The organism is Nocardia sp. CA-107356 (genome assembly GCF_050946365.1).
Lineage (GTDB): Bacteria > Actinomycetota > Actinomycetes > Mycobacteriales > Mycobacteriaceae > Nocardia.
On the sequence record NZ_CP191992.1, the window covers coordinates 177,050 to 198,815 of the forward strand.

Sequence of the window (21,766 nt, forward strand, 5' to 3'; positions counted from 1 at the left end):
GTGCTCCCCGAAGGCCGCGCGTTATCGGCGCGGTCATTCGGCCTACGGGTCTGCCTGGCACCGGATGTAAAGCCGACATCCGACACGGCGACGTTCAGCGACACCGCCGATATTCAGAGGCGCCATCCTCTCCCGGCCCATCCCCTCACGCGGCGTACAGGGCTCCGGTGATCTTGCTGGTCATCGCGACCACGGTGGGGCTGGGCTGGCTCTGGTGGGTCCGGGTCGCGGCGTCGACAGCAACGAGGACGGTGCTGCGGAAGTTCTCGGCCTCGGCCGGATCCTGCTGCCCGAGAAGGCTCATGGCTGCGGTCAGTGCCGGCAGCACCTGGTCGGCGAGTTCGGCGACGTTCTTGCCCTTCAGTTTGATGTCCTTGGACTTCGCGGCGAGCACGTGCCCGACCAGGCCGGTCGCGGCGTACAGGGCGTTGCTGCCGTTGGTGGCAGCCTTGTGGGGCTTGCCGGTGGCATCAGCGGCGGCGATCAGCGAGACGGCGCCGTACGCGGCGGTCCGCAGGGTGGCCTTGTCCTGGTCGGTGAGGGTGATGGTGATGGACATGGTGGTTGCTCCCTTGAATCTGTGCTGTCCAAGTCGGCGTATGTCGTGCTCGCCGAACTGATTACGGAAGCAACAATCGCCCGGTGTCCTGACGCCGGACTGATCCCGTGCTGACACGGACGCTGACACAGAGCTGACAGATCCCACATGTATGGCCAGGGGTGGTGGTGCAGATGCCCGAGATCCTTAGCGCCGGATCTCGGGCCAATGTTCAGAGGAGCGGTCGCAGGACACCAGCGCCCTTCTCGAGCAGCTGCGCGACGACAACCGCTTCCACTCCAACCTCGACCACGACCGCCTCGAAGATGTCGACCTGGCACAGCGCGTCCTGCTCAAAGCCCCGCATGACCTGTGTGACGCTCTGCTGCTCCACATCGAGGAGGGCATCACCCTCGGCGACGCAGCCATACGCGTGGGATCGAAGCCAGCCACGATCCGCTCGAAGCTGCTGCGCCACCGAAAAAGCTCGCTCGGCTGCATTTCGCGGGCGTGATCGTCCTTCCCGAGAACACCTCCCTCGGCGACTGGGTCCGGACCATCGACGGACCCGGTGAGTAACCCGCCGTGGATACCGACCGCACCGCACCCAGCAACCCAAAAGCTTTACTACCTGCGACTTTTCGATTGCAACATCGAATTTCCGCGCCCGTAGCGTCCTGATCGATCACCCCGAACAGGACGCCGGCGTATCACTTCATGCGGGTTACCTGTTCGGTCCATCAGCAACCGAACGGGAACATCATGAACACCCTCAACTCGATCCTTCTTCGGGCTCTGGTCAGCCTGATCATCGTCTTGGTCGGGCTCCTGGTGGCGGCGGTCGCCGTCGGCATGGCTCGCCATGAACGAGCCTCGTGGACCAAGGCTTTCAAGCAGGGGGCGGCAGGATTCGTCGCGGCGAGCACCCTGCTGATCGCTGCATACGCCACTTTCGTTCTGCTCCTGTGACCAGCCGATGGGGTGCGGCTTCGGGAGGTAGCCGCACCCGGAAGCGTTCGACAACGCAGGATATAGCCTTGCACCTGCACTCATGTGCAGAGCGGGCGCCGTGCAGTCGACTTCGAACATCGACAGGCGGCCCCCATACTTACGACCGCAACGCGATTGGGCCGTCAGACATAGGTGTAGGGCAGTGAGTTGCTGGTGCCGTCCAGCTCCACTTTGACGGTGACGTTCACCGTGCCTGTCCCCGTCGGGGAGATGGCCGTGATCTGGGTGTCGGAGTCGATGGTGAATGTGGTTGCCTGGGTACCGAACCGCACGGTCAAAGGACCGACATTACTGAACCCGGAGCCGGTGATCACCACAGAGCTGAAAACCGTCGCAGGGCCGGAAGAGGGTGTCAGGGAGGTGAGAACAGGTGCCATGGTCCGACTCCAAGCCGAAATAGAATGAAAAGGGTTACCTTGCAACGGATGCCGACATTGCTGTGGCAACCGCTACATATCCAGTAGCCCACAGGCGACGGCACTTCGGCAACGGATCCACAGTTCGTTCTCTTCCGGTTTTGCCCGGTTTCGACCCGGTGATTCGCGGTGACGGGGTCGGGCTGACGCCCTACAGGTCGAGCCCGAGATCGACCCCCCCTGCCCCGGAACGAGATTCCAGGTCAGCGGGTTCCGTTTCAGGGGGTTACATCATTTGGTGCGGCGGGGTGGTTGCCGCGGATAGCGCGACTGAACCCGGTCAGCGACTCGGCGGCATCGGCCAGCGACGTGGCTTGTCCGCGGGCAATGTCGGCGAATTCGGCGGCCATGCCGATACCGAGCGGGCCGAGCCCAGCAGCGATGTGGGCGGGTCGGCGGTGGCGACCTCGGCGGCCGCGGCGGCCAGCTGGGCGGCCGCGCGGTCAAGGGCATCGGCATAGGCGTCCACCGCGGCCCCGCGCTGGCGTGGCGGTGGTGTCCGGTTCGGTGCTCATCGGGTGGCGAGTCACTTCCGCTTGTCGTCGTCGGGGGTCCATCCCTCGAACTCGGTGCCGTTGAGGTCGTCGTGGAACCGCTCAGGAAGGTGGATACGTTCGGAGTCCGGCACCGCGAGAGACTTCGCCCGGAATTCATCGGCCATCCGGTTGGCTGCCTCGATTTCCTCGGCGCTCAGCGGCGGCGGTGCGCCTTCGTCACCGGGGGACAAGAACGTCTTGCCAGCGATTTTCTTGACCATTTCCTACTCCTACCGTTCCACCAAAGTAATCACTGTCCGCATTGTAGCCGGGTCGACAACGCGATTCGTGACGGTAAATTGCGTTCCGGATTTGAACAGCACTTCCATTTCGTTTCTCGCGCCGTAGGGGCCGTGGTCGGAAACGTCTTCGATATTCTTACCGGTCTTGGAAATGATGTTGAATTCGGTTGTACCGTCGAATGCGGCATCAGCGGACCGTGACGTACTGGTGAAAGCGGCTTCGGTGACATTCGCTCCCTGCTGGTATTGATCCAATACATTTGATGGCAGCGTGGTGCGCCGAGTTACCACGCCTTCATAGTCGGGGAATTTGTCGAGTGCCGCATTGATTTCTCGTACCCTGGCGGCCTGCTCTGGCGTCAGGTCACCACGGCGCAATGCCTCATTGAGGTCCTTGTATCCCGAGCCGGTATATCGGCGCAGTACGCCGAATTCCTCATCGGTCAGGCCGATTTCGTTCGCCAGCGGCCGCTTGTACGGTTGCGCCTTGACCTTTAAATCCTTGACGCGTTTCAGTTCCTTCGCGTGTTTGGCAAGGGTCTGTTCGGCCTTTACGCCCTTTCCGAGTCTGGCGGCTTTGAACGCATCGATCAGCGCACGAATGGGCCGCGCGAACCGGGCGGCAATGGCAACGACGCGCGCGGAAGCCACGGCGGCCCCGATGCCGAAGGTCACCACGCTTGCCGCAATCGCGATGGCCACGGTGATGACGAGTTCTTTGAACAGCTCTTCGCCGAGATCTTCGAGGACCTTTTTCATGCCCTCACGCAGCTCGACCAGCCCGTCGTGGTGGTCTTTCGCGCTGGCGGACAGCTCGTACATTGCGGCGGTAGTGGCCAGGGCGGCGTCACGCAGGGCGCGCAGATCCTCATCGATATGCGCATATTCGGGGCTGACAATCGCCTCGAACGACCAGGCAACCCGCTCCAGGGCGCCCGCCATCGTCGCCACCGGTTCGGCATCGGCAATCTTGGTCCAAGTGTCGGCGGCGCGCGCGAGCAGATCCACATTGCCGTCCGGGATCGTGATCCCGATGGCCTCGGCCAGCTGCACGCCGCCATCGATCAGGCCCTGGCCGGGTCCTCCGGCGCTCGGCAGCGGCACCCGGCACAGGTAGGCCACGGGGCCGGGGGTGGCTGGTTTGTCCGGTGCCGCATCGTCGCCCATCGTCGCTGCGGCCTCGGCAAGGGCGTGGTTGTAACCCATGTCCAGCAACAGGCACCCGTAGGCGTGCACCGCTTCGGCGAGGTCGTTGGACATGTCCAATAGCTCTTCGGCGCGTGTGTCGTAGGTCTTGGCCCATTTCTTGGCCTCGTCGTACGACCCGGTCATCGACACGCATTCGTTGAGGGTCGGCCAGAACCCGTCAACGCTGGCGAACCAGTCGGCGGCCAGGCCGACGAGCTTGTTACCGGCGTCGTAGTAGACGCTGGTATCGACGTCGAGAACGGTTGCGGTCACGCGCGCCCCAGAGCGCGCAGGTTCTCGGTTACCGCGTCGTTGTAGGCGGTGTGCGCGGTGCGGGCTGCGGCCTGCATGGCCTCGATTCCCTCCCGAACCTCCTGCGCCGCCGCAGCCCATTTCCGATGCGCCTCGGCTTGCTTGTCGGCGGCCTGGCCATTCCAGCTCTGTTGCATCACGGCCATGCGTTCATCGATCTCGCGCAGCGATTCGCGCAGGAAATCGTTCAGTCCGCCGATGCGGGCGGTCACGTTGTCCAACTGGTCGAGATCGACCTGATACCTCATGTGCCACAGTCCTGTTCGGTTACGGCGCACCAGCTACGGGAGATCCAGGGAGGATTGCTGCAGCCCGGCGGCGTTGGTGGTGTCGGTGGCCGTGTATTCGACGCCTACGACACCGAGCAGCTCGGCCATGGTGTTCAGGGCCTCGAGTACCTGTAAGGCGCCGTCGCGGGTCTCTTCCCAGCCCGCCGCATAGGCGGTGGCCGCGGTGCCTTTCCAGCTCGTCATCAGCCCTTGCACGTCGGCGTCAGCTGATCGCACACCGTTGACGAGAGTTTGCGCGGTCCGCTGCACATACTGTCCGGCATCGGAAACATGGTCGGGCACAATCGCAAAAGGTGACCCGGTGGCCGATGAATCTTCAGCCATGCACACCCTCTCAGTTGTCGGTGGGTTTTGGTTTTGGTCTGTGTAGGTTAGACGCGGACCGCGCACGTTCGGTTCCATCGGGGACCTCTCGATCCGAACCATGCATCGGTGGCCGCTCGTGGAACAAGCTAGTCGCCGGATAGGACGATTATTCCGGTGGTCTGAATCTTCAACGACGGCTGTGGATGTCGGTTCGTCGCGGCAAGCGCGCGGATGCCCACCGCAACGGTGACGGCGGTCCTGGCAGCCAAGAGCCGCTGTTCGAACATGTTTGGGTAGAGGGGATCCCGACCCGGGGCGGCATCTGGCGGTGTTCCTGGAGACCCAGACCTGTCGCTGCCTACTGGGTCGGCTCAATGCTGCGTGGCCGATGCCGGTGCTGGAAGACCGCGGCACTGCGCGATCGGGTCGCCCCCGCATCGCGCGGCGCGGACCCTGCTCGGCCGAATTCTCGAGTACGGCGAACGGCTGTCGGCGACGGATACACGTTGCGCCGCAGCGGTCTTACGGTGCCCAACTGGGGCGAATTCGGATGAGGTGGCTCACTTTCTAAAGCGTTTGCCGCGGGACGCGGAACTCACATGGCAGCAGACCGGTGTGCCCCTGGCTCACCTCACCGACCAGCTCGACACCTGGTGCTGGGATTCCCGGGCAACCAGTAACTTGCGCGAACTGGCCGAGTGTTTGTGAAAGACTGCCGAGGACGATGGAGGCCAGCCACAGGAGAGTGTTGGCTGAAGGATTTCCGGGCCGCGCATGCCGAGGCCGATTCCGGGGCGCGGGGCGTTTGGGCACGAATGCGGTGACAGGCCGCGCATGCCGGCCGGTCGATCGTGGTCATCTCGACGATGCGCCGGATAGCCATCGTCTAGCGCGGCCGAATACGGAATTCTTGCGCCCGCGTGTTCGATGGATCGTGTTGCACCAGTGAGGCAATGGCTCTCGCGCGGTAAGCCACGTCTGGGGTATCCCGACGATTGGACCGGTGCGATGGCCGGTGTAGGCGGCGACGATCCCGCCGACGATGGCGCTGGTGGTGTCGATATCTCCGTCTGCCGCAATACATGTGGTGACTGCGGCCGGGTAGTCGTCCAGGTACGTGGCCGCGACCCACATCGTGAACGGCACCGTGTTCTGTGCGGTGACCAGAGATCCGTTGCCGAGTTCGTTCGCGGCCTCGGCGGTGGGGGCTCCGAGCAGGCTGCGGGCGCGGTGGATCAGCCGGGTCGTGTCACCGTGGTCGAGGCGGTCCAGGACGCTGGTAATGAATTCGGTCGGTGTGGGCCGTGTCCCGTTCAGGCGGGCATGCGCGGCTTGGGCTGCGGCGAGTGCGACCGCGACGGCACCGGTGACCCCTTCGGGATGCAGATGCGTCACCTGCGCCGACCGGACCGCTTCGGCGACAACCTTTTTCGGATCGCTGGCATAAAAGGCGCCCAACGGGGCAACGCGCATGGCCGCACCGTTGCCGCAGGAACCTTCGTCACCGAACGCGGCTGCGGCCGCTTTGCGCCAATGCACGCCATCGCGGACTCGGCGCAAGGTGGCGACCGTGTTGAAGCCGTAGTCACGGGCGGGGTCGAAGCGTCGCGCGAAAGCGGTAGCAAGCCGATCCTGGTCGATCTCGCCGCGACTGCCCAGCTCGGTCACCACAGAGCAGGCCATCTCGGTGTCGTCGGTCCACCCCCACGGCCCGGCGGGAAGATTTCCTGCCCGAAGATCTGCGATGGATCGGCGCATGATCGGGAACTGCTGGCCTAAAGCGTCCCCCACGGACAGTCCATCTAAAGAATCAAGCATCAAGTCGACATGCATTGCGTCCGATGATAGCCACGGGGAAGACGATCTACCCGGATGGGGAATGTGTGTCTGAATCTTCAACGGCGGCAGTGGATGTCGGTTCGTCGCCGCAAGTGCGCGGATGAGGTCGGTGAGGTGTTTGCGTTGCTCGCCGCCTAGTACTCCAGCAGCACTTAGTTATATAAGGAGTGTCTTCGCTGGTAGTGGGCTTGTTTGGCTCGGTATTGGTGGCGTCGGCGCCAGATCGACCAGTGCCAGATCTGTTCGAGGGTCTTGGTGGTGGTGATCAGGTGTGCCAGAAGACGTCGGATTTCACCGAACGTGAGTGAGATGAGGCCGCTGCCAACGCTTTTGGGGAAATGGCGGCGGTGACTGCGAGGTAGGTGTGCGCGAGCATCGCGAGGGTGACGTGGCGGTACCAGGCGTCGTAGCGGCGGACTTGGTATTGGTCGAGCCCGACTTCGGTCTTGGCGGTTTGGAAGCAGTCCTCCACGGCCCAACGCGCCCCGGCCACCCGGATCAGTTCGTCGTCGGTGGTGCCGGTAGGCGCGCAGCACAGGTAGTAGGCGATTTCCAGCTCGCCCTTGGTGTTCGGTGTCAGTGCGCGCCGCGCCAGCACCCAGCGGCTCCAGCCCGGCGCGGTGGTGTCCGGATAGGTGGGCAGGGTGGCCACGGCCCAGTCGAACAGGCGTGGCCCCTTGGCGCCCTCGCCACAGCTGAGGCGTTTCCATGCCTGCGAAGGTGCTTGTGCGACAAGGTGATCCGCGCGAGAAGAGCCTGCAGTGAACGGGATTCCCTGGCTGCGCGGCACCGCCACCACATAGCCGATGCGGCGATATTCGAGCCATGAACGGAACTTGGAGTCCCCACCGTAGGCCTCGTCAGCGGTCACCCACCGTGCCGGCACTCCCGCATCGAGAGCGCGAGCGAGCATCCGCTTGGCCAGCGTGGCCTTCGTCGCGAACTCGACCTCGTCGGGCACGCTCGCCGCCCGGCAGCGGTCCCGGTCCTCTGTCCACGACTTCGGCAGATACAACTCCCGATCGATCAGTGTGCGCCCTGTTCCAGAGGTGTAGGCGCAGAACACACCGAGCTGACAATTCTCGATCCGGCCAGCTGTCCCGGAGTATTGCCGTTGCACCCCAGCAGATTTCACGCCCTTCTTCAGAAAACCAGTTTCGTCGACGACGAGCACCCCGTCCGGTTCGCCCAGATGCTCAACCGCATAAGCACGCAGGCCATCACGCACTCCGTCGGCATCCCAGGCCGCCGCGTTCAACAACCGCTGCATCCCATCCGGAGTGGCATCCCCGGCCACCTCCGCCAAAGTCCAGCCGTTCTTCCCGGCCAACGGCGCCAGTAAACCCCGCACATACGCCCGCGCCCGCAACCGCGGCTCCGCCCGGTAGAAATAACCCGCTACCCGCCCAAACAGATCATCCAGCCCCGCAACCCATGCGGCCAGATCCTCATCGATCGACACACCGAAAGAGCCTACAGCACAACATAACTAAGTGCGGCTGGAGTACTAGCACGACAGTTGTATTTCGTTGTGCTGCATGGTGATTGATTCTGCGGTAGCTTGTCGCTGATGCTCGATGATGTTGTGGCCGAGGATGTTTCGGCGTGGAGGGCGGGTTTCGATGAGGTGTTCGCGCGGGTGGCGGGGGTGTTCTATCGTGCGGAGCCGCGTCGGTGGGCGCGGTCGTATCTGACGGGGTTGCTGGCCCCGGTCGAGCGGAAGAACACTTGGCAGTTGTCCGAGGCCGCTGGGGAGGTGGATCCGGGCCGGTTGCAGCATTTCCTGAATCGGTCCCGGTGGGACGCTGATGAGCTGCGCGATTGTCTGCGCTCGTATGTTGCTGAGGCGTTGGCCTGCCCGGATGGTGTCCTGGTCCCGGATGAGACCGGATTCTTGAAGAAGGGAGTGAAGTCGGCGGGTGTGCAACGCCAGTACTCCGGAACGGCGGGGCGTGTGGAGAATTCTCAGCTCGGGGTGTTCCTCGCCTACGCCGGGAGCACCGGGCGGGCGTTGATCGATAGAGAGCTCTACCTGCCCGAGTCCTGGATCGGTGACCGTGACCGCTGTACCGAAGCGGGAATTCCTGAAAGCCGTTGCAGCTCAGGTCTTCTGACGAAGCCTAGGCTTGCGGAGATGATGATCGCCCGGACCTTGGATGCCGGAGTAGCCGCCGGGTGGGTGGCCGCGGACGCTGCCTACGGCCGCGACGGCCGGTTCCGGGCATTCTGCGAGTCCCGTCGCCTGTCCTACGTTCTCGAGGTGCCGGTCCGGCAAACCGTGGCCGATCTCGACGGCCGCCGCCGCGTCGACACCCTCGTCGCTCGAGCGCCCGCACAAGCTTGGCACCGAGTCTCGGCCGGGCTCGGCGTGCGCGGCGAACGTGAATACGACTGGGCCTGGGCCACCCTCCCCCATTTCGGTGACCTCCCCGCCGGATACACAAGAACCTTGTTGGCCCGCCGATCCCTCGATGACCCCGCCGATATCGCCTACTACCTGTGCTTTCACCCCGCCACGATCGAGCGGGAACAGGTCGTGGCCGTCGCCGGCGCCAGGTGGGCGGTCGAGGAATGCTTCCAAGCCGCCAAAGACCAATGCGGCCTGGACCACTACCAAGTCCGCAAATGGTATCCCTGGTACCGCCACATCACCCTGGCGATGCTCGCCCACGCCTTCCTCGCCGTCACCGCGGCCACCGACCCAAAAGCCCACGCGGGCTGGGCCGAATCACAGTCGCCGATATCCGCCGTCTCCTGGCGATAGCGCTGCACCCAGCCCGCACCCTCACCCACGCGTTAGCTGCCTGCCACTGGCGCCGCCACCACCAACACCACGCCAGACAACTCCGCTATCGACCAAAACGACTATGAAACAACGAAATACAACTGTCGTGCTAGGACAGCTGCTTCCGGGTTGGCGGGGTGTCTGCCTCCTCGAGTTCGAGCGCGATACCGGTCCGGTGCGCGACATCGCGCACGTTGAGCTTCGGGGCTTGAGCAGCAGGCGTGGATGGTGTCGATCGCGGATGGTGTTCGGGGTTGTCGATCAACCGGCTGACCGTGGTCGGGAATCAGGATGACATCAGACCGGTGCGCGCTGTCGTCATCGCCAGGGTGACGGCCAGCCGTGATGTGACGGCCCAGCACGGCCATCGCCTCAGCCTGAGCGGTGTCACGTGGGAGTGGGCGGAATCTGTTGCGCTCGCGACGATGTAGATCACGATGATGCAGGCCGATCCGGCGGCAACCCGGGACGAGGACAAGATCGCGGCGAAGCGGGTGGTCCGTGACGAGGCGGTAGCACGGTTGTGTACGGAGTTGGCATCTGCCGAAAGCTCCACCGCCCAGACACAATTCGTATCGGTGTTGGCCGGTCTTCTCTTTCAGCTGTTGACGGCGTCAACATATGGGTGCGCTACCCAGGTACCTGCAGTCTTCTCGCATGCGATGCCCCGTTGGTTGAGTTCGCCCATGGCGAACGGGATCTCCAGCAGTGGGTCTGCGGTTGTCGACGACCGGCGCGGCGGCTACGGGGAGGCGCCCCCCAATGACTTGGAATTTTCGAGCGGCATGACTTGATGTAGATTCGCAGTGTCCTTGGCTTGGGGAGGTTATGTGGCGCAATCGAATTCCTGGGATGGAACGTTCGATGTCGCTCCAGCCGAGGTCACCGATGCTGGTCGTTACGTGCAACTGACAGCTGAGGAGCTGGTGAACGGGCTCCGCTCCATCGACGCTGATGTCAGCAAGTTGCTGGAGAACTGGACCGGCAACTCCGCTACCTCCTATCGCTCCGGATGGGAGGAGACGCGCAAGGGCGCGGAAACCGTCCTGGAGGCGTTGGCGACGTTGGCTGAACTTCTCGGCGTGGTCGCTGAGACCCACATCACGCTCGACACACAGCGCGCCGCCGGCACCAGTTCGTTGGATTTGCCGTAAGGCGTTGGGGGAGGATGAAATTCATGGCTGATTCGTTCCGGGTGGATCTGACCGAGCTCGACGACATCGCCACGCAGCTCAAGGGGTTCGTCGGATTCCTCACCGAAAGTCTAACCGGCATCCAGCAACGCACAGGCGCATTGCAGTCCAGCTGGACAGGCCCCTCCGCTACTGCCGCCAACGAGGCGTTCACCAAGTGGGTGGCCAGTGCCCAAGAGGTCGCCGAGGGCATCGAGACCATGCGCACCGCAGCGACAGGCGCCCGGGACCGCTACCAGGCCGCGATCACCACGAACCTGCAATGCTCGGCCGTAGTTCGGGCAGTCGGTCGTGACGGTCCTCGACGTCTCGCCGCAGACCTATTACGACGCCGCCGACATCTGCGCCAAAGCCTCCTCGGGATACTTCGAGGCGTTCAAGGCCGCGATGAGGTCTTTCGGCGACACCACCAACATGGCCGGCAGTGTCGGCGACGGTAAGAAGTGGGCCGAGTCCTATGACCAGCAATGCAAAGACATCTACACGATGTCGATTGACATGGTTTTGGCGCTCGACGGCTACGCCCAGGTACTCAAGCAGGCCGGCTACAACCATGCGCTTGCCGACCACGACCCGAACAGCGGGCAACTCGAGCCCACTGCTCCCAACCTGAACCCCTCGTTCACCCTCTCTCCGCAAGAGCTCGTCTCGCTGCTGGTGCCTCCTTCTGCGGGCGGACCTGGCCGTGGACTCGTCGACGACGGCCTCGACCTGGCCGTGAAAGTCGGCATTCCTATTCCTGATGGCGACACGACCAAGCTGTCACACTCTGGCGATGTCTGGAACAACCTCGCCACCAACGGCACCGTTACCGCCACTCCGGGTGAAATCGAACGTGCGGCGGCCCTGTTCGAACAAGTCACCTCCCCGGATGCGAACTTCATCGATGAAGACCTCCGCGAGTTAAAAACTGCCGCAGGCGATCTCGCGGGCGCCTATGGCGAACTCGCCCAAGCCTGCCGGGACCAGAAAAAAGCTCACGACGACATGCGCGACGAACTCGTGCAGCTGGTCAAAGACCTCGCCGTAGAGCTCGCCACGGAAGTCGCCGTTGACCTCGTCTTCGCGGCAGTCACTTCCTGCGTCAGCTTCGGCGTCGGCGCCGCGGCGGTGGCCGCCAAAACCGCCGTGAAAGTAGCCAAGATCATCGACAAGTTCGCCGATCTGATCAAGAGGGCTGTTCAAGCGGCGAAGCTCCGGGCTGCGGTCAAGATCGAGCGGGCTACCACCAAAACCAAAGAATCCATCCAGCGCATCAAAGAACTCTCAACAAAATTGGTCGAGAAGCTCAAGAGGGGCTTTACCAAGTCGGATACAACCAAACCCTCCGGCACCCATGACCCGAACGCTACTCCTGGGGGCAGAAGAACGCCGATAGACCCCAATGATAAGGATCCGGCAAACATTCGCGCCCTCACGCGCGAGAACGAATCCGCCGACACTCTGGCCAAGGGTGGCTACAAGGTCGAACAGAATCCTTCGGTACCTGGTAACAAGAATCCAGACTACAAGATCGAGGGCCAGATATTCGATAATTATGCACCGACGACGGGTAACGCGAGGAATATTGCATCGACGATCGAGGGAAAGGTAACTTCCGGGCAGGCCGATAGGATCGTGCTGAATTTGTCCGATAGCAGCGTCGACCTGACGACGCTTAAGTCTCAGCTGCGTGACTGGCCGATTCAAGGCCTTAAGGAAGTAATAGTTGTCGACAAGGGTGGTAACATTGTCCCCTTCTTCCCGTGATGATAGGAGGTTTTGAGTGTCACTGTGCTACATCTTCAAGATGGCAATTCCGGCCTCTGTTGAAGACTTCGCCCATACGGTGATTGAGGTCGCTAGGAGCAAGGAGGTTATTGATACGGAGCCCCCTGCGGAGTTTCTGATTCGCCAAGGTATTCTAACTCGGTACGGAACTTGGATTCGCGTTGCCGTGTCGGTGCCCTCCCGCTGGGGAGACCCGGTCGAGGAGAACTTCGGTTTCACTCCGACCGTGTTGGTGCGATTCGAGTATGGAAAGGATATGCCAACCTCGACTCAAGGCGACGATATGGTTAGAGTCGTCTCGGGCTTGCTCGAGCGAATAGACGGTGATGCCCTTCTGTACCTGGAGGACTCTGAAAGCGTGTGGCTACTGCGGCGAAATGGCGATTTGAGCTTGAAGCCGGACGAGCTGGTTTGGGATCCGACGCGCTTGGCCATGATCACCTTGCCGTATCGACGCGAGGATTTTCACTTTAGTTAACATGAATCCATCCGCACCTTTGATTGCGTAGCACTGCAATAAAACGGCGAATCAAATTCCTGCATGACTCGGCCGATAATTCCTCAGGGGGATAGCACAGGAACGGGCGCACCCACCGTGGCTGAAGCGCTTGACAAGGGAGACGTCATCATTCCGGCATCAGCAGAGGTCGTCGCTAACCAAGCGAATCATTCGCTCCCAGCGATCCCGTTTCTCCTGCTCGGTCATGCTGGACGGTCCGGTCCAGCCACCAAGCTTATCCTCGAGGCTCATCCTAACGTCTCCAGTAGATCACCACGGAATGCCTTGGCGTTAGCGGCGTGAGCGGTATTTTCGAGGAGCGATGAAGTGGCGCCTATATTGGACGAGATTTCTTCGCTTCGGCTGACCAACAGGCGACCGCGCGTACTCTTATCGACCGGATCAAAGGCAACGCACATCAGGGGGTGTCCGAATCCGCACCAGTATTCTTCCCGATACCCGACGGGATCCGCATGCAGTTTGTCCACCGTCAGCGATTCCGGTGTCCCCATTACGGCACAACACTTTCGGATCGAATTGGGCTATCTCGTGGCGGACGAGGGGCATCGTGCCGATGCACCGCTGACCCGGTCGAGCTGGTCGTGAGGCGCGGAGCGGGCGCTACGGGTTGGTGCGGGCAGCCTCGCTCTGCCTGAACGCGGGTACGGCCGACTCGGTACACCCAGATCCCGAGAGCGCCGTGTCGACCTGGACGGGGTGGGGGTAAGTGGCGTTCGTGTTCGACGCCTAACTCCCGCGCGATCGTCGACTGGACCGCAGCGAACACGAGGACGGCGGCGTTGGTGTCCAAAGCACTCAACCTGGCCGTGTGGCGGCGTAACTACTACGGGTATCCGGTCGAGCCCGGACTGATCCACCACTCGGACGTCGACAGTCGCAATACACATCCGTGGCAGTCACTGAATCCCTTGCCCTGCAAGGACTCTCGGCATCCATCGTATGCAGCGACCACGCAAAGTCCCGTGATCCGGTGCGGGGAGACATTCCGTCACCCGGTGAGGGGTGGTGACGTCGTCACCACCCCGAATACCACAGCGGCAAAGGCGTGGTGACTATGTCACCAGATAGGTGGTAGCTTTGGATCTCGTAACGTACTGAAAAGTTCTGAAAGGTCTGTTGCGGCCCAATATTTGGGTTAGCTCGGGCTATCGACCAGGCGAATTGTGAAGCGCCGGACCAGGGTTCGAATCCCGTCATCCGCTCCAGTAAAACACCAGCCGTTTCGCCACCCAATGAAGGTGCGTCGGTAGTCGCGGGTTGGCGGAGCCGTCCCATAGGCCGCATTTAGTTTCAAACGATACCGTATCGAATGAAGTAGTCTGGCGTCATGGTCGCCGACGTTCCTCATCACACCACTGCCTCGCGTGCGACCGACCGTCCCGGGGATCCCTCGCCTTTCGCTCTCGGCCTGTTGCTGCGCCGGGCGCACTGGCGTGCGGCCGCGGTGATGGGGGAGGCGCTTCGGCCGCTCGGCATCGAGTTGCGGCATTTCGCGGTGCTGATCGAGCTGGTCAATCACGGGCCGACGGTGCAGCGGGATCTGGCGGCGACGACGGGGTCGGACAAGGCCGGGATCATGCGCATCGTGGACGACCTGGAGCGCAAGGGTCTTGCCGTACGCAAGGCCGTTGCGGGGGACCGGCGGGTCCGGGCAGTGGAGATCACACCTCGGGGACTGGAGCTCTTCGATGCCGCCCACGTGGCGGCGGAGCCGTTGGCTGAGCGTCTGGTTGCCGAACTGGGGCGCGGCGAGCCCGAGCAGTTGACGGATCTGCTGACCCGGCTTGCCCATCACGCGGACGACGAGGCGTAGGCGCGCCCGCGCACCCGGCGCACGGCGTCTTCGGGCCGGGCGGGTTACGCGGTGAGACGTTGCGCGAGTTCTTTGGCTTTGGTGGTCGCCTCCTCGAGGGCGTGCTGGCGCGACGCCTCGTAGCGGGGGATCAGTTCGGACATGGCCGGGTTGCGGGGGGCGTGGGTGAGTTCCGGGACGATGAAGTCGAGGTCCAGGCCTAGGGTGCCTTCGAGGACGGCCGCCAGGTAGTTCTGTACGAAGTCGTAGCCCTCGCGCGGGGTGCCCGGCGCGTAGGAGCCGCCGCGGCTGGCGACGACGACAACCGGGGTGCCCTGGGCGGAGGGGGTCTCGCCGGCGGTGCGGCCGAGCAGGAGCACGTTGTCGAGCCATGCCTTGAGGGTCGACGGGATCGAGAAGTTGTACATGGGGGCGCCGATCAGGACGGCGTCCGCCCGCTCGAGCTCCTCGATGAACGTCACGCGTGCGGCGAATGCGGCGGACTGCTCCCGGGTGCGCTGGGTGGGGGCGGCGTATCCGGCGGACCAGGCGTCGGCGGTGATGTGCGGGACGGGGTCGGCGGCGAGGTCACGGTAGATCACCGTGCCGTCCGGGTGCTGCTCCTCCCATGTCCGGCGGAAGGTGGCCGTGACCGAACGGGACGAGGACGCCTCGTCGGGGAACACGGATGAGTCGATGTGCAGCAGCGTGGCCATGGGCTTTCTCCAAGGTTCAGTGCCCGCGGCGGGAACCGAGGGCTGAGGATTCGGTACCGAGATAGTATCGCATGAAACGGTATCGAGTGATACTATTGTGGGTGTAACGAAGGTAGACCCGTTGAGCAGATGGAGGCGGGTGATCATGGACATCTATGAGGCGGTGACGAGTCGACGCGCGGTGCGCGGGTTCACCGACCGCCCGGTCCCGAGGGAGACGCTGGAGCGCGTTTTATCCGCCGCGACCTGGGCGCCGTCCGGATCGAATATCCAGCCATGGCATGCGTATGTGGTGACCGGCACGTCATTGGCCGAGATCAAGAAGCGTGCTGGCGAGCGCCTGGCCTCGGGCGACTCCTGGGACGAGCCGGAGTACGAGATGTACCCGCCCGTACTGAAGTCCCCCTACCGTGAGCGCCGCTCCGCCTTCGGCGAGCAGCGTTACGGCGCACTCGGTATCCCCAGAGAGGACCTGGAGGCGCGTCAGCGGGCCGCTGCCGCGAATTGGGACTGTTTCGGCGCGCCCGCCGCCCTGTTCTGCTACATCGACCGCGACATGGGCCCGGCGCAATGGGCCGACGTCGGCATGTATCTGCAGACCGTCATGCTGCTGCTGCGCGCCGAAGGGCTGCACAGTTGTCCGCAGATGGCGTGGGCGAAGTTCCACCGGACCGTCGCCGAGGTCCTGTCACCACCGGACGAACTCGTCCTGTTCTGTGGCATGTCTATCGGGTATGAGGACGTCACCGTAGGTGACGTCCGTACCGGCCGAGCCCCGCTCGACGAGACGGTCACGTTCGTCGACGGCCTGCGACGCGACCCCTCCTCGGCTGATCAAGGCGCCGCTTCTTGCCCCGCCCGTGTAGCCGTTCATATGCCATCGACAATCGGTCACCGATTCGACCGAGCGGACTGCGCGCTATCGCGGCATGAGACGGCATTTGCTCCTGATGCCTGCGAGCGGTTGCCATGGACAGGACCGACTGGTGAGTGATTTCGCGGTCCCGACCTCGGTGCTACTGCCATTTCGTGTCGAGCGCAGGTGTGAAGGTTATCGGTGGTAGTGCGAAGTGACGCAGTCTTGTCCGGTGTAGTTCGGTCCTGCGTGGGTGTCGGCGCCGAGATACCGGAACTCCCAGCGGGGTAGGCCGTGTCCGGTGCGAGTGAGTCGATGGTTGCTGGCGTCGTAGTGGAATCCGTTGCGACGCAGTGAGGTAGCGAATGGCCTACCGATCGGTGACCCGTCGGCCCACCGGATCGAGGAGGCATCGAAGTTGGCAACGAGCTGTCCGTCGGTGGTGAGCCAGGACGCCATCCGGGTCAGTGCGGCGATCTTGTCGCCGACGTAGTGCAAAAGGTGGACGGCAGTGATGAGGTCCACTGGCGCCTGCGGCTGCCATGTCAGCACCGACCCGGTGATCAGGTCCACTCCGGGGTGGGTGGGTCCGGCGAAGTAGTCGACGAGGTCCAAGCCGATGATCTCGACGTGCTCGGACAGTGACGCTGCGGCGTCGAATAGCGCGCGACCACTACCGCATCCCACATCCAGCCACCGCTGTGGTGCTGGCCGCGCTGTCAGCCATGCGGTCGGGTCGAAGCCGAGTTCTCGGCGATATGCGGCGATGCGGCGCTCGCGGTTCATCTCGGAGTTCGCTACTACCGCGGTCTGTTCCAAGTGAGCGTCGTCGAGCAAGTCGGTCACATCGACATTGTTCCCGGCGAGTCGATCGGGTGCACCGCCGACACCGATGTTGGGTATGGAAAAGCAACGTTCGCCCCGCGTGACATGCCGCTCGGACAGCTCGGTATGCGGCAGGTGCGAGCATTGTCGACTCGTGAGATGATGCCTGCCCGTTGACCCTCGGATGGGTCGCGTGACTGTCTCGGGACGCGCGGGTCGAGGCATCACCGTGTGCTGGAATGGCCTTCCAACACCTCGACCTGGCGGCGGAGCAGGCAGAATTCGTTGCCCTCCGGGTCGGCCAGCACGTGCCACGATGCGGTGGTGGTCTGGCCGATGTCGACCCTGCGCGCACCGGCGGCGAGCAGCCGTTCCAGTTCGGCGCCCTGATCGCGGTCAGTGGGGTTCACGTCTAGGTGCATAGGCAGTTTCCCGTGTTTCGGTTCGGTGCTGGGAATGAACACCAATGTGGGCTGCGGCCCGCCGAAGCCGGTTGCGGGTGGACCGATCTCCAAAGCATCACCCTCCCAGCCGAGTTCGACGTAGTCGAGGACTTCGCACCAGAAGTTCGCCAGCCGTTGCGGATCGGCACAGTCGATGACGAGTTCGGTAATCCTGCAAGCCATGCACGCGACACTACGCGTGCAAGACAGGTTCGACTGGCGGTTCGTTGGTCGGTGCGACGAAGCGGTGACGAGGCTGGGTGCCGCCTCGGCGACGTCGTTGGGAATCAGCGTAGTTCTATCAGCACGGATGCAGATGCGTTGATACCCAGCGATCCTTCCGGTTGAAGCCCGATGAGTGCACGCTCATCGGCAGTTGTGGACGTTCCAGTGCTGTCGGTGAACGAGTCGAGTCCGAGCAGCGAGAGCTGCTCGGACTCGACGAAAAGGGTTGTGCCCTAGGGGATCAGGGCAGCACCTGGGGGATGACGCCCGGGCTGATCGCGCCGACGATCCCGCCGATCACGGCGCCGAGAAGGGTGGGCACAGGATCGATGAAGGAACCGGTGGCGGAGCCGATCGCAGCGCCGGCAGCCGCGCCGTTCAGCACCGGATCGGGGTACTGCGCGTCGGGGTTGGTGTTGACATCCTCCAGTGGGAGCCCGGCGATCGGCTGGGCGACAACCGGTGCCGCCGGAGCCGCCGCAGCAGCCTGACCCGCGTCGGCGGAAGACGCGCCCGCGAATACGACGGCCGCAGCCAACGGCAGGGCACTCACAGCAAGGACGCGACTCGTCTTGATCAGGGCATAACGGAACATTGTTTTCCTAACCTTTCGGGCCCTCGGAACAACCGAGTTCCACTACTTCATCAGGGGGAGACTGCCTCTTGCTGCTCTGATGAATAGACAGCAATCGAGCGGCCACTATTGCGCACCGCGCCCGACGATACTGCGCTACAGGCGAACTCGCACATTACCGGCATCACAAAGTGATCACCGCAGACCTGACCGGACAGCCGGGTTCCGTCGGATCAGGGCAGCACCGGTGCGCTCGCGCGAATAGCGCCGGTAGGTGGCGAATGGGCATCCGCACATCGGGATAGAAAGATGCTCGAGAGGGGTAGAAGCTCGGTCGACCGCGAGACGCTGACCTGACCCCGTTCGTCATTCGCGAATATCTTCGGTGCATACACGTGGCGACACGCCACCAGGATTCGGGAATAGCTGCTGTCATGGTCCACCGACAGAGCTACCTGGCGGAGCAGGCTCGCAACTCTTCGCTCGATGCGTTGCGACCGGTGGGCACGGCGGTAACTCGAGTTCCCCGCGCCGGGACGATGACGCCGTCGTATCGTCGCTCGTCTTCGCGACCCGGCGACTGGCAGGGACCGGTATTCAGGTAGTCGGTATTCGGCATGCAGGGGCAGGGCTGTCGCACTGTATGTGCGGAGTACTGCTCTCCCGTCGGTCACATGGGAACAGGAGTGCAGTGACTTCGAACTGTGTGTGGCGTGCTACACGCCATTGAATTCGACACCGTCTAAGGTCTGACTCGGTCCGCCCATCAGGGGCAGCTGAGTGGAGGGTTTCGAAGAATGAAGTTCGAGAAAATCACTGCTGCTGTTTTCATGGCCATCGCGGCCGTGGGTGTCACTGCGGCAACCGCCCATGCAGAGCCGGCCGTAACGGAGCAGCCGACTGCGGTGACCGCGGGGGACACGACTTCCGGTGTGGATCACGGAATCAATTACCAGATCACCGTTTCGCCAGTCGACAGGGGCGTTATCACTACCGTCGAGAATGGCAAGTTCGAGATCGCGCAGAACGGTGCGGTGGTGCTCGAGTCCGGCGACGGAGCGGCGGTGACCGAGGTGCCGCAGTCTTTCGCCGTCGACGGGCGTTCGATCGCGATTGCGCAGCACATCGGTGCGGATGGCCGCACCCTGACGCTGACCCCGACCCCGACGGCAGAAGATATTGCGCAACTGAAGGACATCAGCTCCTACGACCGGCTCAAGGAGCAGATCAACAAGAACCTGCCCGGCGTCGTCGGCGGTGCCATCGTGGGCGGCATCCTCGGGGCGTGTATGCCCCTGATATGGGGGATCAGCATCCCCGCGGGTGTGCTGATCGGTGGAACCGTCGGCGGATACGTCGTGGGCGGCCCGGAGTTCCTCGACGCCGTACAGGCGGTTGCTACCGGCCAGCCGTGATCACGGGCAGGTGAAATAGCGGCCAAACGGTCGGGGGTTGAGGAGCATCTGCGAGAAATCGGGGTTCCGGAGAAACCGAAGTCGCCCAGAATCCGAAGGGCTGGGCGATGCTCGACGAGCTCGCGGAGGTTTCAGCGCGAGCCGATCTTCTCCGACACCCGCGACGGATCAGCGCATCGTGGTCAGGCCCGCCGCCAGCGAGGAGATGGTCGCCAGGGGTCGGGACCAGGCCCGACCCCTGGCAATTAGCAGCCGCCCGAAACTCGTTGTCGCCGTGCTGATCTACCGCAAGGCGGGGCTCCCGGCGCCGACGCCGCTCACTCGCGTGGGCTGAGAAGGACCAAGGGGATCTGGCGGGGTAGGTTGGGCCAGTACGCCACAACCTTCCTCGGCGGCGCCCTCCTGCATGACCCCCTAAATGTGGTCTGCCGCAGGGTCACATGCCACGCATATCGTCGGTTCACATGCGCCAGTTGATCTCTGGAGTCATAACGATCCTGTTCGCGGTCCTGCTCGGAACCGCCGGACATGCATTCGCCGCACCTGAAGCCGCTCGGCCGGGTGACCTTGTTTCCTTTACGAAGCTGCCCGACGGCTGGGGTGGCACCGGCAACGGGTACGAGATCACCTATCGCACCGAAGCCGCCGACGGCGGCCTGACGACCGCGAACGGCCTAGTATTTCTCCCGAGCGGCCCGGCCCCCGAGAGCGGCTGGCCCATCGTCTCCTGGGACCACGGCACCAATGGCCTCGGTCCGACGTGCGGCCTGACGAGTTCGGCAGGCGCGCCCTATGATTCACCGCTGCTGCTACGCCTCAACCAGGCCGGATACGCGGCGGTGGCCACGGATTACCTCGGCCTGAGCAAGGTCTCCACGCGGACACACCCCTACCACCACATCCGCACCGAGGCAACGGCTTCCATCGATATCGTCCGCGCCGCACGCCACGCGGTGCCGGAACTGTCGAAAAACTGGGCGGCATTCGGTGCCTCCCAAGGCGGATCGGCAGCGCTCGCAACGGGGAACCTCGCGTCCTCCTACGCGCCCGAACTGGACTTCCGTGGGACAGCGGCGCTGGCGCCCGGATCGCAGCTCGATCAGCTGGTGCCACTGGCGGGACCGGGTGTGCCCAACCTCGGGCCGATCAACGGATCGGTATCGGTTGTGGTGGCCATCCTGGCCGGGATGGAGGCCAACTTGCTCGACTTCGACATCCATCCCTACCTCACCGCCCGTGGTGAGCAAGTGCTGCACGACATTTCCACGCGCTGTGTGACGGAATGGGATGGCGTCCTCGGGGACGCGTCGCTCGGATCGCTGATGGCGCGCTCACTGGACACGCCCGAATTCCGGCGTATTGCCCACGATTACCTCGCCATTCCCACGACCGGCTATCAGCAGCCGATCTTCATCGGGCATGGAATACGCGATATCTCCGCCCCGTACCCCCTCACCCTGGCCCTGCTCGCGCAATTCACCGCTGCCGGAACGGCATATGAGTTTCAGACCTTCGACACGGACCACGCCGGAATCACGGTCGGCGGCGGGTTCGACGCGGGTCTCGACTTCCTGCGGCGAGTGTTTCAATAGCGGTGCGGTCGGCGTTGGAGGGCGTGCGCTGGGAGTCGTGGCCGATGCACATACGCCAGGGGATCGGTGGTCCGGCGGGCTTTCTGCGCGGTGTGGTCGGGGTTCTCGCAATACAGGCGTGGGGGTCCTGACCCCAAGCGCAAGCGTGTTGAGGATCGTTCCCGCTGACGATAGGGCAGAGGGCATGACCATTAGCCGAGCCAGGCCGCAGCCTTCGCCCGGTGGCGCCAGCACCCGCTCATCGGCTAGGACGTTCGCGTGATCGGGGAGGCGAGTGCGACGGCATGGGCTTTCCTCCACTGCGGGTCTGACGCTGGCTCTTCAGCGCTCACTCGAATACCGGACACCAGCGCGGTCGTTAGCAGGTTCAGGAGCAGGATGA

Annotated in this window: 23 protein-coding genes and 3 pseudogenes; 12 read left to right on the plus strand and 14 right to left on the minus strand. The window is 63.5% G+C overall.

The features are described 5' to 3' along the window. Positions 1 to 145: 145 nt before the first annotated feature. Positions 146 to 559 carry a hypothetical protein gene (locus ACQP1G_RS00820; protein ID WP_433197362.1) on the minus strand — a complete coding sequence of 138 codons (414 nt, stop codon included), beginning with the start codon at positions 557 to 559 and terminating at the stop codon, positions 146 to 148. A 211-nt stretch (positions 560 to 770) separates the two neighbouring features. Then, positions 771 to 1,016, minus strand: coding sequence for a hypothetical protein (locus ACQP1G_RS00825; protein ID WP_433197364.1), 246 nt, complete (start codon positions 1,014 to 1,016; stop codon positions 771 to 773). Positions 1,017 to 1,300: 284 nt separating this feature from the next. Between ACQP1G_RS00825 and ACQP1G_RS00830 the strand changes: the two genes are divergently transcribed. Further along, complete coding sequence (locus tag ACQP1G_RS00830) at positions 1,301 to 1,507, plus strand: hypothetical protein (RefSeq protein WP_433197366.1); 207 nt, start codon at positions 1,301 to 1,303, stop codon at positions 1,505 to 1,507. A gap of 164 nt (positions 1,508 to 1,671) precedes the next feature. On the opposite strand, the gene ACQP1G_RS00835 is transcribed toward ACQP1G_RS00830, so the two are convergent. From ACQP1G_RS00835 to ACQP1G_RS00870, 8 genes and pseudogenes are all read right to left on the minus strand, one after another. Further along, positions 1,672 to 1,926, minus strand: coding sequence for an IPT/TIG domain-containing protein (locus tag ACQP1G_RS00835; RefSeq protein ID WP_433197368.1), 255 nt, complete (start codon positions 1,924 to 1,926; stop codon positions 1,672 to 1,674). A gap of 319 nt (positions 1,927 to 2,245) precedes the next feature. Next, positions 2,246 to 2,434, minus strand: coding sequence for a hypothetical protein (locus ACQP1G_RS00840; RefSeq protein WP_433197370.1), 189 nt, complete (start codon positions 2,432 to 2,434; stop codon positions 2,246 to 2,248). A gap of 57 nt (positions 2,435 to 2,491) precedes the next feature. Further along, entirely contained in the window at positions 2,492 to 2,722 is a 231-nt protein-coding gene (locus ACQP1G_RS00845; protein ID WP_433197372.1) for a hypothetical protein, read from the minus strand. A gap of 9 nt (positions 2,723 to 2,731) precedes the next feature. Beyond that, entirely contained in the window at positions 2,732 to 4,075 is a 1,344-nt protein-coding gene (locus ACQP1G_RS00850; RefSeq protein ID WP_433197374.1) for an ADP-ribosyltransferase, read from the minus strand. Positions 4,076 to 4,200: 125 nt separating this feature from the next. After that, positions 4,201 to 4,491 (minus strand): WXG100 family type VII secretion target, encoded by a 291-nt coding sequence (locus ACQP1G_RS00855; RefSeq protein WP_433197376.1) that lies wholly within the window; start codon positions 4,489 to 4,491, stop codon positions 4,201 to 4,203. A 33-nt stretch (positions 4,492 to 4,524) separates the two neighbouring features. Further along, a complete protein-coding gene (locus ACQP1G_RS00860; protein WP_433197379.1) occupies positions 4,525 to 4,815 on the minus strand; it encodes a WXG100 family type VII secretion target in 291 nt (96 codons plus the stop codon). Between the two features lie 879 nt (positions 4,816 to 5,694). Continuing rightward, complete coding sequence (locus ACQP1G_RS00865) at positions 5,695 to 6,630, minus strand: ADP-ribosylglycohydrolase family protein (protein ID WP_433197381.1); 936 nt, start codon at positions 6,628 to 6,630, stop codon at positions 5,695 to 5,697. A 200-nt stretch (positions 6,631 to 6,830) separates the two neighbouring features. Then, positions 6,831 to 8,134: pseudogene (locus tag ACQP1G_RS00870) on the minus strand (IS701 family transposase). Between the two features lie 114 nt (positions 8,135 to 8,248). On the opposite strand from ACQP1G_RS00870, the gene ACQP1G_RS00875 reads away from it, so the two are divergent. The 8 genes and pseudogenes from ACQP1G_RS00875 (at position 8,249) to ACQP1G_RS00910 (ending at position 14,759) form a co-directional block, all read left to right on the plus strand. After that, positions 8,249 to 9,442, plus strand: coding sequence for an IS701 family transposase (locus ACQP1G_RS00875; protein ID WP_433197383.1), 1,194 nt, complete (start codon positions 8,249 to 8,251; stop codon positions 9,440 to 9,442). A 275-nt stretch (positions 9,443 to 9,717) separates the two neighbouring features. Next, positions 9,718 to 9,894: a hypothetical protein gene (locus ACQP1G_RS00880; protein WP_433197385.1), complete on the plus strand. Its 177-nt coding sequence runs from the start codon at positions 9,718 to 9,720 to the stop codon at positions 9,892 to 9,894. A gap of 6 nt (positions 9,895 to 9,900) precedes the next feature. Then, positions 9,901 to 10,257 carry a hypothetical protein gene (locus ACQP1G_RS00885; protein ID WP_433197387.1) on the plus strand — a complete coding sequence of 119 codons (357 nt, stop codon included), beginning with the start codon at positions 9,901 to 9,903 and terminating at the stop codon, positions 10,255 to 10,257. A gap of 36 nt (positions 10,258 to 10,293) precedes the next feature. Beyond that, the gene (locus tag ACQP1G_RS00890; protein ID WP_433197389.1) at positions 10,294 to 10,617 is read left to right on the plus strand and encodes a WXG100 family type VII secretion target; all 324 of its coding nucleotides are present in this window, start codon (positions 10,294 to 10,296) and stop codon (positions 10,615 to 10,617) included. A gap of 23 nt (positions 10,618 to 10,640) precedes the next feature. Beyond that, positions 10,641 to 10,889 (plus strand): annotated as a pseudogene (locus tag ACQP1G_RS00895) (WXG100 family type VII secretion target); the annotation flags it as partial. A gap of 58 nt (positions 10,890 to 10,947) precedes the next feature. After that, the gene (locus tag ACQP1G_RS00900; protein ID WP_433197392.1) at positions 10,948 to 12,405 is read left to right on the plus strand and encodes a hypothetical protein; all 1,458 of its coding nucleotides are present in this window, start codon (positions 10,948 to 10,950) and stop codon (positions 12,403 to 12,405) included. 16 nt (positions 12,406 to 12,421) lie between these two features. Next, complete coding sequence (locus ACQP1G_RS00905; RefSeq protein ID WP_433197395.1) at positions 12,422 to 12,904, plus strand: SitI3 family protein; 483 nt, start codon at positions 12,422 to 12,424, stop codon at positions 12,902 to 12,904. A 1,369-nt stretch (positions 12,905 to 14,273) separates the two neighbouring features. After that, positions 14,274 to 14,759, plus strand: coding sequence for a MarR family winged helix-turn-helix transcriptional regulator (locus tag ACQP1G_RS00910; protein WP_433197397.1), 486 nt, complete (start codon positions 14,274 to 14,276; stop codon positions 14,757 to 14,759). 44 nt (positions 14,760 to 14,803) lie between these two features. On the opposite strand, the gene ACQP1G_RS00915 is transcribed toward ACQP1G_RS00910, so the two are convergent. After that, positions 14,804 to 15,454 carry an FMN-dependent NADH-azoreductase gene (locus tag ACQP1G_RS00915; protein WP_433197400.1) on the minus strand — a complete coding sequence of 217 codons (651 nt, stop codon included), beginning with the start codon at positions 15,452 to 15,454 and terminating at the stop codon, positions 14,804 to 14,806. A gap of 145 nt (positions 15,455 to 15,599) precedes the next feature. On the opposite strand from ACQP1G_RS00915, the pseudogene ACQP1G_RS00920 reads away from it, so the two are divergent. Next, positions 15,600 to 16,256: pseudogene (locus ACQP1G_RS00920) on the plus strand (nitroreductase); the annotation flags it as partial. A gap of 249 nt (positions 16,257 to 16,505) precedes the next feature. Here ACQP1G_RS00920 and ACQP1G_RS00925 read toward each other — a convergent pair. The 3 genes from ACQP1G_RS00925 to ACQP1G_RS00935 form a co-directional block, all read right to left on the minus strand. Next, positions 16,506 to 17,156, minus strand: coding sequence for a class I SAM-dependent methyltransferase (locus ACQP1G_RS00925; RefSeq protein ID WP_433197403.1), 651 nt, complete (start codon positions 17,154 to 17,156; stop codon positions 16,506 to 16,508). A gap of 203 nt (positions 17,157 to 17,359) precedes the next feature. Further along, on the minus strand, positions 17,360 to 17,761 hold the full coding sequence (locus ACQP1G_RS00930; protein WP_433197405.1) for a VOC family protein: 402 nt from the start codon (positions 17,759 to 17,761) through the stop codon (positions 17,360 to 17,362). A 283-nt stretch (positions 17,762 to 18,044) separates the two neighbouring features. Continuing rightward, a complete protein-coding gene (locus tag ACQP1G_RS00935; RefSeq protein ID WP_433197408.1) occupies positions 18,045 to 18,398 on the minus strand; it encodes a hypothetical protein in 354 nt (117 codons plus the stop codon). A 776-nt stretch (positions 18,399 to 19,174) separates the two neighbouring features. Between ACQP1G_RS00935 and ACQP1G_RS00940 the strand changes: the two genes are divergently transcribed. Together ACQP1G_RS00940 and ACQP1G_RS00945 are read left to right on the plus strand one after the other, a co-directional pair. Further along, positions 19,175 to 19,792, plus strand: coding sequence for a hypothetical protein (locus ACQP1G_RS00940; RefSeq protein WP_433197411.1), 618 nt, complete (start codon positions 19,175 to 19,177; stop codon positions 19,790 to 19,792). 464 nt (positions 19,793 to 20,256) lie between these two features. Then, positions 20,257 to 21,384, plus strand: a complete 1,128-nt coding sequence (locus ACQP1G_RS00945; protein ID WP_433197414.1) for a lipase family protein — start codon at positions 20,257 to 20,259, stop codon at positions 21,382 to 21,384. Positions 21,385 to 21,766: the final 382 nt, after the last annotated feature.